Origin of the sequence: Serratia fonticola, from assembly GCF_001006005.1 — a bacterium.
Classification (GTDB): Bacteria; Pseudomonadota; Gammaproteobacteria; order Enterobacterales; family Enterobacteriaceae; genus Chania; species Chania fonticola.
In genome coordinates this window covers 4,347,512-4,360,386 of sequence record NZ_CP011254.1, presented here as the reverse complement: position 1 = coordinate 4,360,386, position 12,875 = coordinate 4,347,512, and the positions used below count along the sequence as shown (strand labels likewise).

Annotated in this window: 12 protein-coding genes; 3 read left to right on the top strand and 9 right to left on the bottom strand. The window is 56.2% G+C overall.

Annotated elements, in window-relative coordinates; translation table 11 throughout:
* The first annotated feature begins 217 nt into the window (after nucleotides 1-217).
* Together WN53_RS19325 and mfd are read left to right on the top strand one after the other, a co-directional pair.
* Nucleotides 218-1,198: a threo-3-hydroxy-L-aspartate ammonia-lyase gene (locus WN53_RS19325; RefSeq protein ID WP_024487088.1), complete on the top strand. Its 981-nt coding sequence runs from the start codon at nucleotides 218-220 to the stop codon at nucleotides 1,196-1,198.
* A 349-nt stretch (nucleotides 1,199-1,547) separates the two neighbouring features.
* Nucleotides 1,548-5,024 carry a transcription-repair coupling factor gene (mfd, locus tag WN53_RS19320; protein WP_024485959.1) on the top strand — a complete coding sequence of 1,159 codons (3,477 nt, stop codon included), beginning with the start codon at nucleotides 1,548-1,550 and terminating at the stop codon, nucleotides 5,022-5,024.
* Nucleotides 5,025-5,136: 112 nt separating this feature from the next.
* On the opposite strand, the gene WN53_RS19315 is transcribed toward mfd, so the two are convergent.
* The 9 genes from WN53_RS19315 to WN53_RS19275 form a co-directional block, all read right to left on the bottom strand.
* Nucleotides 5,137-5,673, bottom strand: a complete 537-nt coding sequence (locus WN53_RS19315; RefSeq protein ID WP_021804702.1) for a glycine zipper 2TM domain-containing protein — start codon at nucleotides 5,671-5,673, stop codon at nucleotides 5,137-5,139.
* 295 nt (nucleotides 5,674-5,968) lie between these two features.
* Complete coding sequence (locus tag WN53_RS19310; RefSeq protein ID WP_024485958.1) at nucleotides 5,969-7,273, bottom strand: NAD(P)/FAD-dependent oxidoreductase; 1,305 nt, start codon at nucleotides 7,271-7,273, stop codon at nucleotides 5,969-5,971.
* Between the two features lie 332 nt (nucleotides 7,274-7,605).
* Complete coding sequence (gene ycfP, locus WN53_RS19305) at nucleotides 7,606-8,148, bottom strand: alpha/beta hydrolase YcfP (protein ID WP_024485957.1); 543 nt, start codon at nucleotides 8,146-8,148, stop codon at nucleotides 7,606-7,608.
* 76 nt (nucleotides 8,149-8,224) lie between these two features.
* A complete protein-coding gene (gene nagZ / locus WN53_RS19300) occupies nucleotides 8,225-9,244 on the bottom strand; it encodes a beta-N-acetylhexosaminidase (protein WP_037412937.1) in 1,020 nt (339 codons plus the stop codon).
* Between the two features lie 37 nt (nucleotides 9,245-9,281).
* Nucleotides 9,282-10,145, bottom strand: coding sequence for a phosphotransferase (locus tag WN53_RS19295; RefSeq protein WP_024485955.1), 864 nt, complete (start codon nucleotides 10,143-10,145; stop codon nucleotides 9,282-9,284).
* A complete protein-coding gene (gene lpoB, locus WN53_RS19290; protein ID WP_024485954.1) occupies nucleotides 10,126-10,707 on the bottom strand; it encodes a penicillin-binding protein activator LpoB in 582 nt (193 codons plus the stop codon). Before lpoB ends, WN53_RS19295 begins: the two co-directional genes overlap by 20 nt.
* A 25-nt stretch (nucleotides 10,708-10,732) precedes the next feature.
* Nucleotides 10,733-11,122: a YcfL family putative periplasmic lipoprotein gene (locus WN53_RS19285; RefSeq protein ID WP_021804705.1), complete on the bottom strand. Its 390-nt coding sequence runs from the start codon at nucleotides 11,120-11,122 to the stop codon at nucleotides 10,733-10,735.
* Nucleotides 11,123-11,134: 12 nt separating this feature from the next.
* Nucleotides 11,135-11,485 carry a purine nucleoside phosphoramidase gene (gene hinT / locus WN53_RS19280; protein WP_021178295.1) on the bottom strand — a complete coding sequence of 117 codons (351 nt, stop codon included), beginning with the start codon at nucleotides 11,483-11,485 and terminating at the stop codon, nucleotides 11,135-11,137.
* Nucleotides 11,486-11,615: 130 nt separating this feature from the next.
* The gene (locus WN53_RS19275) at nucleotides 11,616-11,924 is read right to left on the bottom strand and encodes a winged helix-turn-helix transcriptional regulator (protein WP_024485953.1); all 309 of its coding nucleotides are present in this window, start codon (nucleotides 11,922-11,924) and stop codon (nucleotides 11,616-11,618) included.
* A gap of 167 nt (nucleotides 11,925-12,091) precedes the next feature.
* Between WN53_RS19275 and WN53_RS19270 the strand changes: the two genes are divergently transcribed.
* On the top strand, nucleotides 12,092-12,847 hold the full coding sequence (locus WN53_RS19270; protein WP_024485952.1) for an SDR family oxidoreductase: 756 nt from the start codon (nucleotides 12,092-12,094) through the stop codon (nucleotides 12,845-12,847).
* Nucleotides 12,848-12,875 lie beyond the last annotated feature (28 nt).

The following is a 12,875-nucleotide window of genomic DNA, read 5'->3' as shown; positions in this document are numbered from 1 at the left end:
GCAAAGTGATCAAGGATAATAAAGGCTCTACCGGGTTTATGGAACCACCCGGCCGGTTTTATTCATCATGTTTGCACGGGTTTACAGAAAATGCCGGATTTTGACCTTCCTGATGGCACGGTTGTTTCTGCCGGCAGCCGCTTAACCGTTTGACAAACCGTTTACAACGGGCAAATTAATAGACTGAACGAATCAATGCCAACCACATGAGGTAGTCATGACCGTTACGTCCCACTGCATCACCGCCGCCGATATTGCCAAAGCGGCCGAAATCCTGCAAAACCACGCGATCCGCACACCAGTAATGACTTCCCGCCAGGCGGATGAGATCGCCGGTGCCCAGCTCTTTTTCAAGTGCGAGAATTTCCAGCGCATTGGGGCCTTTAAATTCCGTGGTGCCTTTAACGCCATCAGCCAATTGACCCCGGCTCAGCGCCAGGCCGGAGTGATAGCCTTCTCATCCGGTAACCATGCGCAGGCCATGGCGTTGGCGGCCCGTGAGCTTGGGGTAAGCGTCACCATTGTGATGCCACATGACGCCCCCGCCGCCAAGCTGGCGGCAACCCGCGGCTATGGAGCTAACGTGGTGATCTATCAGCGGCAAACCGAAGACCGGGAAGCCATCACCCAACGGTTAGCTGCGGAACAGGGCTTAACGGTGATCCCACCTTACGATTATCCGCAGGTAATGGCTGGCCAAGGCACCGCAGCTAAAGAGTTGATCGAAGAAGTTGGCCCGTTGGATATTCTGCTGGTTTGTACCGGTGGCGGCGGGCTGCTCTCTGGATGCGCCATTGCGGCACATCACTGGTCGCCTGGCTGCCGGGTATTTGGCGTCGAACCCGAGGCGGGCAACGATGTGCAACAGGCGTTCCGCAGCGGTGAAAAAGTGTGGATCCCGGTACCAAAAACCATTGCCGACGGCGCGCAGACTCAGCAGGTAGGCAATCTCACCTTCCCGATCATTCAACACTATGTGGAAGATATCCTGACGGTGACCGACCAACAGCTATGCCAGCAAATGCGTTTCTTTATGGAGCGGATGAAGATGGTGGTTGAACCGACCGGCTGCCTGGCTGCCGCTGCGGCGATGAATCAGGTCATCGATCTGCGGGGCAAAAAAGTCGGGGTGATCGTCAGCGGTGGTAACGTGGACGTCGATAAAATCGGCCAGTACCTCGCCATGGCGCAGGATTGATTAAATTACCGCCAACAGGAAGCTTGCTCGCGCTTTTACCGGTGTCAGTTTATACGCCGCTGGGCTAGTATAACCAAGGTAAAAAGGTGATGGGCTTGAACCACTTGATAGTCCCCTCACCCTAACCCTCTCCCAAAGGGAGAGGGAACCGAATGTGCCACAGCCATACTCCGTACCTAACCGCAACTCCGTTCCAGCTCCCTCTCCTTGGGGAGAGGGTTGGGGTGAGGGAGAACGGGTTAGCTTTAGCCAAACACCAGGTCAACAGGATTTTGTGGTATTCACGCGTCGAGCGCCACGGTGAACACCACAAAAACTGTTATTCAATTCATTGATTAAAGATAACTGAATGAGCATTTCTGATAAAAGCCGCAGCTCCGCATCCTCCTACCGTTACTCTCTTCCTGACCGCGCGGGCGATTTACGCCAGCTAGGGCAGCTCACCGGTTCTGCCTGTGCCGTTGAATGCGCCGAAATCGCCGAACGCCATCCCGGCCCGGTGATGCTCATCGCCCCGGATATGCAGAATGCATTGCGGTTGCGTGACGAAATCCAGCAGTTTACCGATCAGATGGTGACCACCCTTTCCGACTGGGAAACGCTGCCATACGACAGCTTCTCGCCCCACCAGGAAATCATCTCGGCGCGGCTTTCCAGCCTGTATCATCTGCCGACCATGGCACGCGGCATCATCATTCTGCCGGTGAATACGCTGATGCAACGCGTCTGCCCGCATGAGTTCCTGCATGGCCATGCGTTGGTGATGAAAAAGGGCCAACGACTATCGCGGGATCTGCTACGGTCACAGTTGGAACAGGCCGGTTACCGCAGCGTCGATCAGGTGATGGAACATGGCGAATTTGCTACGCGCGGTGCGCTGCTGGATCTGTATCCTATGGGCAGCGAAGAGCCTTATCGCATCGACTTTTTCGACGACGAGATCGACAGCCTGCGCACCTTTGATGTGGATAACCAGCGCACGTTGAGTGAAGTGGAAGCCATCAACCTGCTGCCAGCGCACGAGTTCCCGACCGATAAGGCCGCCATCGAGCTGTTCCGCAGCCAGTGGCGTGAACAGTTTGAAGTGCGTCGCGACGCCGAACATATTTATCAGCAAGTGAGTAAAGGCACCTGGCCTGCCGGTATCGAATACTGGCAACCGCTGTTCTTCAGCCAGCCTCTGCCCTCGCTTTTCAGCTATCTGCCAGCCAATACGCTGCTCGTCAACACTGGCAACCTGGAAGGCGCCGCCGAACGTTTCTGGCTGGATGTCAATCAACGCTATGAGAACCGGCGGATCGATCCGATGCGGCCGCTGCTGGCCCCGGATACCCTATGGCTGCGGGTCGATGCGCTATTTGCCGAGCTGAAAGCCTGGCCGCGGATGGCGTTGAAAACCGAGGAGCTGCCTGCCAAAGCGGGTTGCACCAACCTGGGCTACCAAACCCTGCCGGATCTCACCGTCCAGGCCCAGCAAAAGGCCCCACTGGATAATCTGCGGCGCTTTATTGAAAGCTTCACCGGTGGCGTGGTCTTCTCGGTAGAGAGTGAAGGCCGCCGCGAAACCCTGCAAGATCTGCTTGGCCGCATCAAGCTGAGTACCAGCCTGATCCATCATCTGGATGAGGTCGAAGCATCGGGCCGTTACATGATGGTCGGTGCCTCCGAGCGTGGCTTCCTGGATACGCTGCGTGACCGGGCGTTGATCTGTGAAAGCGATCTGCTCGGTGAACGCGTCAGCCGCCGTCGGCAGGATAATCGCCGCACCATCAATACCGATACCCTGATCCGCAACCTGGCAGAGCTGCACCCAGGGCAGCCAGTGGTGCATCTGGAACACGGCGTTGGCCGCTACGTTGGCCTGACGACGCTGGAAGCTGGGGGCATCAAAGCGGAATATCTGATCCTCTCCTATGCCGGTGAAGACAAGCTGTACGTGCCGGTCTCTTCCCTGCACCTGATCAGCCGCTATGCCGGAGGAGCCGACGAGAACGCCCCGCTGCACCGGCTTGGCGGGGATGTCTGGTCGCGAGCCAGGCAGAAAGCCGCCGAACGCGTGCGTGACGTGGCCGCCGAGCTGTTGGACATCTATGCCCAACGTGCCGCCAAGAGCGGTTTTGCGTTCAAACATAATCGTGAGCAGTATCAGCTGTTCTGCCAGACCTTCCCGTTTGAGACCACGCCAGATCAGGAACAGGCCATCAACGCGGTGCTGAGCGACATGTGCCAGCCACTGGCGATGGATCGTCTGGTCTGCGGCGACGTTGGCTTTGGTAAAACCGAAGTCGCGATGCGTGCCGCCTTCCTGGCCGTCGAAAACGGTAAGCAGGTCGCGGTACTGGTGCCGACAACCCTGCTGGCGCAGCAGCACTTCGACAACTTCCGCGATCGCTTTGCCACCTGGCCCATCCGCATCGAAATGATGTCGCGTTTTCGCAGCGCCAAAGAGCAGCAGCAGATCCTGGAAGAGGCGGCCGAGGGCAAAGTCGATATCCTCATTGGCACCCATAAGCTGTTGCAGAGCGATCTGCGCTGGAAAGATCTGGGGCTGTTGGTGGTTGATGAAGAACACCGCTTTGGCGTACGTCACAAAGAGCGTATTAAGGCAATGCGTGCAGACGTAGATATTCTGACGTTAACCGCCACTCCAATCCCACGCACCCTGAATATGGCCATGAGCGGCATGCGCGATCTGTCGATCATTGCTACCCCACCGGCCCGCCGTCTGGCAGTGAAAACCTTTGTCCGCGAGTACGACAGCCTGGTGGTGCGCGAGGCCATCCTGCGTGAGGTACTGCGCGGCGGCCAGGTGTATTACCTGTATAACGACGTCGAGAATATCGATAAGGCCGCCGAACGCTTGGCAGAACTGGTGCCGGAAGCAAGGATTGCCATTGGCCACGGCCAGATGCGGGAACGCGATCTGGAACGGGTGATGAACGATTTCCACCACCAGCGCTTCAACGTGCTGGTCTGTACCACCATTATTGAAACCGGTATCGATATCCCCAGCGCCAATACCATCATTATCGAACGGGCAGACCGCTTTGGCCTGGCGCAGCTACATCAGCTGCGTGGCCGCGTCGGGCGTTCGCACCATCAGGCCTATGCTTATCTGTTAACCCCGAACCCAAAGGTCATGAGCACCGACGCGCACAAGCGGTTGGAAGCGATTGCCTCGCTGGAAGATTTGGGGGCCGGGTTCGCACTCGCCACCCACGATTTGGAAATCCGTGGTGCTGGGGAACTGCTGGGGGAAGACCAAAGCGGCCAGATGACCACCGTGGGCTTCTCGCTGTATATGGAGCTGTTGGAAAGCGCCGTCGACGCCCTGAAGAACGGGCGTGAGCCTTCGCTGGAAGATCTCACCAGCAATCAGACGGAAGTGGAACTGCGCATGCCAGCGCTGCTGCCCGATGACTTTATCCCAGACGTGAATACCCGTTTGTCCTTCTATAAACGCATTGCCAGCGCTAAAAATGAGGGTGAACTGGAGGAACTGAAGGTTGAGCTGATTGACCGCTTTGGCCTGCTGCCGGATGCGGCGCGTAACCTGCTGCAAAGCGCGGCGATGCGTCAACAGGCGCAGATATTGGGGATCAAGCGAATCGAAGGCAACGAGCGCGGGGGCTTTATCGAGTTTGGCGAGAAGAACCGGGTCGATCCGGGTTATCTGATTGGCTTGCTGCAAAGCAAACCGCAGGTTTACCGCCTGGATGGGCCGACCAAGCTGAAGTTTATGCTGGATCTCACTGACAGGGTCGAACGACTGAAGTTTATCGGCGAGCTGCTGGCGGCGTTTCGGGAACATACTTTGGCAGTTTGATTACCGCACCGTTCCAGCGCCCTTTTAAGGGGAAAGCAGTTCCCTGATAAGGACGCCAGAACGGCTCCCTCTCCCTGTGGAGAGGGTTGGTGTGAAGGGTAAACTCCGAAGATCAGACCTTGGTCAGCACTAACTGGCCGCTTCTATCCAGCGGGATCTGGGTGCCTGGATCGTGATCCATGCGGATTTTGCCCTGCTGGTCGCCAATCTTATAAGTCACGTCATAGCCCAGCATTTTCTGCGATTTGTCATACACCGTTTTGCAGCGCTGCTGCGTGCTGGTGGTAGTGTCGTTGTCTTGCAAGGCCCCCTGCACCTGGTGACCGGCATAGCCACCACCCAACGCACCTACTACGGTCGCAACATCACGGCCCCGGCCACCGCCAAACTGGTGACCAATCACCCCCCCAGCAACTGCGCCCAGCACGGAGCCAGCGATGCGGTTTTCATCCTGAACCGGCGCACGATGGGTCACCGTGACGTTCCGGCACTCCTGCCGAGGGGTTTTGATGGTTTCTTTGATCGGTGTTGCGGCGAGAACCTGCGCATATTGTGGGCCGGGAGTGAATACGTCCAGACCAGCTACGGCAGCAATTCCCAGAGCGGCTGCAATACCAATCCCAACACCGGCTAACATTGATTTGTTCACAGGAAATCCTCCTGAATGTGTTACCACGCATTATGCACCGGGCAAACTCGCATTGATCACAGGCGATTTCCCCGGTTTACGGCGTGCGTGACGCGCCGTCTGTAAACTCCCTAAAGTCTGCACAAGGAAGTTCACCCTCGCAATAAGACTCAATGAGCAAAACGCACTGAAAATGGGCCAAAACCAATGAATTGAGAAGAATCCTATCTCTGCCTGTCCCCTTCTCACGACAATAAAAAAACCCACGCGGCAAGCCTACGTGGGTTTTCATCAACCGAACAAGCGGGTTAAAACATCAGTGCATCTTCAAGCGCGGACGGATCACGCGGTTGATCCCACCCACCAGCATCATCAGGCCGGTTTTGGTATAGCCATGCAGCGCTACCTGGTGCATACGGTACAGCGAAATATACACCACGCGGGCGATACGCCCTTCGACCATCATCGAACCGCGCATCAGGTTACCCATCAGGCTACCTACGGTGCTGAAGCGGGAAAGCGAGACCAGTGAACCGTGATCCTTATAAACGTAAGGCTTCATCGGCTGATCGTGCATCATCGCCAGGATGTTGCTGTAGCAACGTGATGCCATCTGGTGGGCAGACTGTGCCCGTGGTGGCACAAAACCGCCGCCTTCACGCGGGCAGGAAGCGCAGTCACCAATGGCAAAGATGTTGGCATCACGGGTGGTTTGCAGCGTTGGCTCAACCACCAGCTGATTGATGCGGTTGGTTTCCAGCCCGGCAATCTCTTTCATAAAGTCCGGTGCCTTGATGCCCGCCGCCCACACCATCAGATCGGCATTGATAAATTCGCCGCCTTTGGTGTTCAAGCCATGCTCATCGGCACTGGTCACCATGGTATTGGTTAATACGCGTACGCCAAGCTTGTTCAGCTCCTGGTGCGCCGCTGCGGAAATACGCGGCGGCAGCGCTGGCAGAATACGCTCACCGGCTTCAACCAGGGTAACCTTCAAGGCGCTGTTATCCAGCCCTTCAAAGCCGTAGCTGTGCAGCTGTTTGACCGCGTTATGCAGTTCTGCCGACAGCTCAACGCCGGTAGCCCCACCACCCACGATGGCAATATTCACGCTCTCCTTCTCTTCCGGATTGGCAGAGAACTTGAGGAACAGGTTCAACATCTCGTTATGGAAACGGTGCGCCTGATTCGGGTTATCCAGGAAGATGCAGTTATCTCTTACCCCTGGGGTGCCAAAGTCGTTCGAGGTGCTGCCGAGCGCCATCACCAGGATGTCGTAGCTCAACTCGCGGGCGGGAACCAGCTGGCAGCCCTGCTCATCGCAGATCTGCGTTAGCTGCAGCGTTTTCTTTTCACGGTCAATGTTGACCAGTGAACCCAGTTGGAAGTTGAAGAAGTGGTTACGCGCATGCGCCAGGTAGTTCAACGCATCCACACCGTCATCCAGGGAGCCGGTAGCCACTTCATGCAGCAACGGCTTCCACAAATGGCTGTGGTTGCGATCCACCAGCGTGATCTCCGCTTTGTGCTTACGACCCAGTTTATGGCCCAGGCTGGTTGCCAGCTCCAGACCACCGGCACCACCGCCGACAATAACGATTTTCTTCTTTGGCGTTGTCAAAATGACCCCCTGAATGTGAACCAATTGTTGCCTAAGGGTAAATAAATAATATCCTTAGAATACATAGGGTTCGCTTAAGTTAAACCTGCAATCTGAGGCCAGAATAGCACGAGAGGTTATTTGGTCATACCAAAATTGATGTACGTCAAAGTTTTTTGGTTAAAGGCTGGACGAAGGGCTTTTTTGAGGATTGTGATTCAAATAGTTAGCGTGAGATCACAGTTTTGCATTTTGCTGCCAAGCGGCGAAAACCGGCTCGACAAAAACAAAAAAGCCGCAATTGCTGCCCTTTAGGAACAACGTTCACGGCTTGGTTATGCGTTATAAAACTGTTACGCCAGCGTCTTGAATGCCTTGATACGCTGAAGGTGTGGCGAGATGTTTTTAAACTTGTGACTCTGCTGTTCATCCCAGACGATTTCATAATACTTGTGCAACAACTCGGCACTACGCTGGCTGTCCAACACTTCATCCTGGCGAGAAAGCACCACCAGGCAGCGATCGCGGTTCTTCTCACGGAAATCTTCCACGCATTTGGTGGCGATATCGCGATACTCTTCCGGCCGGTCGATCTTGCCGTGCATATGTTCTTCCGGGTACAGGTTCGGGTTGAAGATCACCTGACGGATGCCGCACAAAAATCCGATACGTTCGGCCCAAAAGCCCCCAAGACCCACGCCGCAGATCAGAGGATGGGCATCCCCTTCCTGCTGAACCGCCTTGTCCACCTCTTTCAATAAATGCTGCATATCATGGCGCGGATGCAAAGTGCTGTAGCTGATAAAGCGCACGTCCGGATCGATGAACTGTAACTGCATAATCTTTTCATGATTGCCGGGACTGGTGGAATCGAAGCCATGCAAATAAATAATCATGTGGTTCCTCGCAACAAGCTGGAGGCCGCTGGCAGCCCCCATTATTAACGCCGCCTTCTTGCGGCGCCCTAGCCGTTCACCCCGCTGAGCGTTGCTTATGCTCTTCCCAGCGTTCATGCAATTGACTCAGCGCATGATGCGCCTTTTGCCAACGGTCGGAATCGCGCAGTTCCTGACGGGTGAACTGACCGCGATGATATAACCGCTGCAATTTCTCTACTTTGACCGGGGACAGGTTATCTAACACGCTGACCGCCCCTGCCCGATTATTACAAACCAGGATCATATCGCAACCGGCATCCAGCGCCGCCTGGCCACGCTCGGCATAGCTGCCCATGATCGCCGCCCCTTCCATCGACAGATCGTCAGAGAAGATCACGCCCTCAAAGCCTAGCTCCTGACGCAAGATTTGCTGCAGCCAGTAAGGCGAGCCGCTAGCCGGGCGCGGATCTGCTTCAGTATAGATAACATGGGCTGGCATGATGGCATCCAGCAATCCGCGTTGGATCAGCTCACGGAAGATAGTCATATCATGTTCGCGGATTTGGGCCAATGGCCGTGGATCGCGCGGGGTTTCTTTATGCGAGTCCGCCGTGACTGCGCCATGCCCTGGGAAATGCTTGCCGGTGGTTTTCATCCCGGCGCTGTGCATCCCCTGGATAAAGCGTTCCGCCATCACTAACGCCTGCTGCGGATCGCTATGGAAAGAACGCTCGCCAATCGCCGCGCTGGCGTGGCCGATGTCCAATACCGGGGCGAAGCTGATATCGATATCCTGGGCAATCATTTCCGAGGCCATCAACCAGCCAGCTTCCCGAGCCAAACGCCCGCCTTCCTGGGCATCGTTGAGCGCCGCAAAGGACTGCGCCGCCGGTAAGCGGGTAAAACCTTCGCGAAAACGCTGCACGCGCCCGCCTTCCTGATCCACTGCCACCACCAACCGCGAATGCGAGGCCGCGCGGATTTGGCGAACCAGCTCACGCAACTGCTGCGGATCGGCAAAGTTGCGGGTAAACAGGATCAGGCCCCCTACCAGCGGGTGTTTTAAAATCTCGCGTTCTTCTGCGTCCAGCTCATAGCCGACGACATCTAGCATTACTGGGCCCACGGCCACCTCACATCAGTATTCATGATTAATTTGACGATGATAAACAAAAACGCTGGTATAACGCTGCGCCCCAACGCAAAAATTCCGCATCCCGACACTGCTGCCAGCGCACTTCACACCACATTAGTATCAGGTAATCCACCCACGGCAACCAACGCTGGACCTGTGAGGCCAACTGCGGCAAATCGGCATAGCCGTGAGGTTGGTATTGCTCCAAAAAGCGTTGTTGCACAGCCGGGGAAAATTGATTGAAGCGAAACATCGCCGCCAGCTCCAGGGCGATATCGCCATCGGCAGCATACTCCCAGTCGATCAGCCTGAGCTGCCCGGCCTGTCGCAGCAGATTGCCGGCATGAATATCCATGTGCAGCGTTGCCAACTGCAACGGGCGCGGCATGGTACCGTTGATGAAATAGCGCTGCCAACGCAGCCAAGCTGGCGTGATCCGCCGGCGATCGATTTGCTGCCAATAGCGGGTAAATTGCTGTTGCAGATCCAGCCGGTAACCACTCAACCCACGGTTATGCAACCGGGCGGTCAGCTCTGCCAACTCCCCGTTGGCCGTTAAGGAAGCAAACGCCGTTTCATCAACGCTCTCACCGGCAAGCCATTCGACGATCAGCCACTCAGGACTCTGTAACCACACCTTCGGACCTATGCCCAATCCAGCGCGCTTCAGCACTTGCCCCTCACGCCGACGGTTAACGCCGAGCATGCGTTTTTCCGGCGTCTGCGGACGGGCCAGCAGTTGCACATCGCCACTGTCGATCCGCCAGCTCTCGCCGCTCAACCCTTGTACCAGGCTAAAATGACAACCGGCGGTATTTACCGCCGGCAGTCTGTTACTCAAGAGTCGCCGCAGCTGGGATTCAGTATTTGACGTCGCCATTGCCTGACCAGACGATCTCACCGGTTTGTACCAACATCAGCTGCATTTCCATCGCTGGTGACTTCACATCGCCACTGACGGCGCTATACAACACGTATTGCGCGTTGACGATACGCGCCAAGCCAATCGCCTTGCTGCGCGACCCGAGGCTATCTTCCGCCGACAGGCCCAGCGTCTGTTTGGCGCTCGCCAACTGCGCTTCCGGCACGACGGCAAAGGTCTTGTTGGATGCCAAAGCCTGGTGCAGCGCCGAAGTGGCGTTGCCGATGCTCAATGAGCCATTGGTATTGTTCTTCACGCTGTCCAACAGCAATACGCTGCCAGGCGTGACGCCATCGGCCTTCAGCATCTGATTGACCAACGGCTGCACGCTGCCCAGCCAGTCAAGCTGCTGGATCTTCGGCGGCTGTGGCACCGGCTCGGTGGTTGGTGGCAACGGTTCAGGCTGAGGCTCTGGTTGCGGCTGTGGCTCTACCGTCACCGGTGCCGTAGGCTCTGGCGGGCGTGATGGACAACCGGTTAACACCAACGCGGCCAGCGCCACCCATAGGAACTTTTTCATTACCTTCTCCAACGTAACCCAAAACTTATAAGTATAAATACAGACGTACACGCTTGGCATCAAGGTTGCCATTCAACGAATAAATCTCGGCGTCTGAATTGGCGGCAACGGTGACCGTGCGCGGCTGTTCAAAAGGCAGGATATCCAGCCCCTGTTTGTCATACCAATAGAAACGATAGTGGAGGGTCACTGGCGTGGTCTGAGTATTGCTGAGCACCGAACTGGCCCGCAGGCGGCCAGATGCGTCAGCAATAGACGGGTTATCCGCCAGAATACCCGCCGTCAGTACCGGTGAATCCATCACCACCGTTTGCCGTTCATTGACCGAGATGCCCTTCGGGCTGCTACAGCCCATCAGCATCGCGGCGGGGAGCACCAGCGCCATCAAGTAACGCGTCGTGTGAATATAGCGCATGGTCTTCCTCGGTTAACGTGACAACAACGGGCCCAGAGCGCGCCCACCAACTAAATGCATATGAATATGATAGACCTCTTGCCCGCCGTGACGATTGCAATTGATGAGCAGGCGGTAGCCGTCTTCGGCAATCCCTTCCTGCTCGGCAATTTTGGCCGCCACGGTGATCATACGGCCTAGGGCGGCCTCGTGTTCCACGGTCACGTCGTTCACCGTTGGGATCAGCACGTTCGGCACGATCAGGATATGGGTCGGTGCCTGTGGGGAAATATCACGAAATGCGGTGACCAGTTCGTCCTGGTAGACCACATCGGCAGGGATTTCACGGCGAATAATTTTACTGAAAATCGTTTCTTCGGCCATCTGGAACTCCTTGTTCAGCGAAAATATTGGTTTACGCAGTATCGTGACAAATTCTACTGCTATCAACCCGATTGCGCACTTTCCGTATCGAGTGATGGAGAATCACTCAACCTTACGAGTTTACCGGCGGTTATTGGCTACCGATCAACTGAGGCGCATGGTCACGCATCCAAGCGGCCAACGAGTCCAACGTGGGGCGCAGCGTTTTACCCAGCGGCGTTATCTGGTACTCCACCCGTGGTGGCACCTCTGGAAACACCTGGCGAGTGACAAGACCGCATTGTTCAAACTGGCGGAGCTGACGCGTCAGCTCTTTTTGCGCAATTGGCGCCACCGCGCGCTGTAATTCGCTAAAGCGTATCGGGCCGTCGATCACCATCAGGCGATACAGGATTGGGATGGCCCATTTGCCCGAAACCAAATTGACGAAGCTCACCATCGGGCACGGCTCCCCCGCAGGCGGTAAAAGAAAATATTTTTCAACCTGCCCTTTCACTGTTGACGCCATTGCATCCCACCTTGTCCTTTAGTATCCAAATGGTACCTACTATGCAAAAGGTACTGACAGACCAATAATGGCGTAACTGACCAACGAGAGGAAGGGTTATGTCACGATTAGCAGGTAAATACGCGTTGATTACCGGGGGAACCAGCGGCATCGGGCTGGAGACGGCCCGGCAGTTTATTGCCGAAGGAGCAACCGTGGCGATCACCGGGCGCAGCGCAAGCGGGTTAACAGCGACTGGCGAAATGCTAGGGGATGTCGTGCTGTTGCACAATGACGCCGGGGATATCGGCCAACAGCCGATTTTGGCCGCGCAGTTGGCTAAAAGCTGGCCCCGGTTGGATATCTTGTATATCAACGCCGGTGATGTCACCCACCTGCCGTTGCAGGAATGGGATGAGCAGCGTTATGACCAACTGATGAACACTAATCTCAAAGGCCCTCTGTTTTTGATCCAGGCCCTGTTACCGTTGCTGGGCAATCCTGCCTCGGTGATCCTGTGTGGTTCCGTCAGCGCGCATATTGGCTTGGCGCAAAGCAGCGTCTATGCCGCCAGTAAAGCCGGAATTTTGTCTTTGGCGCGTTCGCTTTCTGCCGAACTGCACCCGCGCGGTATTCGCGTCAACGGCCTCAGCCCTGGCCCAACGGCAACCCCAGCGCTGGGCAAGCTGGGTTTGCCGGCACAGGCTGAGCAAGCATTACGCGAAGAGATCCGCGCGCTGGTGCCGATTGGCCGCATGGGGACCGCGCTGGAATTAGCCAAAGCCGCCGTATTTCTCGCGTCTGACGAGTCCAGCTACATGGTGGGCAGTGAACTGCTGATCGACGGTGGCGTGGGGAATTTAGCGCGGAGTTGAAAGGCTGCTGTAGGGGCGCTGCATGCTG

Excerpts from the sequence above, each read along its gene's own strand:
- hinT (WP_021178295.1), bottom strand. The coding sequence starts at position 11,485 with ATGGCCGAAGAAACGATTTTCAGTAAAATTATTCGCCGTGAAATCCCT.
- mfd (WP_024485959.1), top strand. The coding sequence starts at position 1,548 with ATGAGCATTTCTGATAAAAGCCGCAGCTCCGCATCCTCCTACCGTTAC.
- lpoB (WP_024485954.1), bottom strand. The coding sequence starts at position 10,707 with ATGAAAAAGTTCCTATGGGTGGCGCTGGCCGCGTTGGTGTTAACCGGT.
- ycfP (WP_024485957.1), bottom strand. The coding sequence starts at position 8,148 with ATGATTATTTATTTGCATGGCTTCGATTCCACCAGTCCCGGCAATCAT.
- WN53_RS19285 (WP_021804705.1), bottom strand. The coding sequence starts at position 11,122 with ATGCGCTATATTCACACGACGCGTTACTTGATGGCGCTGGTGCTCCCC.
- WN53_RS19295 (WP_024485955.1), bottom strand. The coding sequence starts at position 10,145 with ATGGCGACGTCAAATACTGAATCCCAGCTGCGGCGACTCTTGAGTAAC.
- WN53_RS19270 (WP_024485952.1), top strand. The coding sequence starts at position 12,092 with ATGTCACGATTAGCAGGTAAATACGCGTTGATTACCGGGGGAACCAGC.
- WN53_RS19325 (WP_024487088.1), top strand. The coding sequence starts at position 218 with ATGACCGTTACGTCCCACTGCATCACCGCCGCCGATATTGCCAAAGCG.
- nagZ (WP_037412937.1), bottom strand. The coding sequence starts at position 9,244 with ATGCTAGATGTCGTCGGCTATGAGCTGGACGCAGAAGAACGCGAGATT.
- WN53_RS19275 (WP_024485953.1), bottom strand. The coding sequence starts at position 11,924 with ATGGTGAGCTTCGTCAATTTGGTTTCGGGCAAATGGGCCATCCCAATC.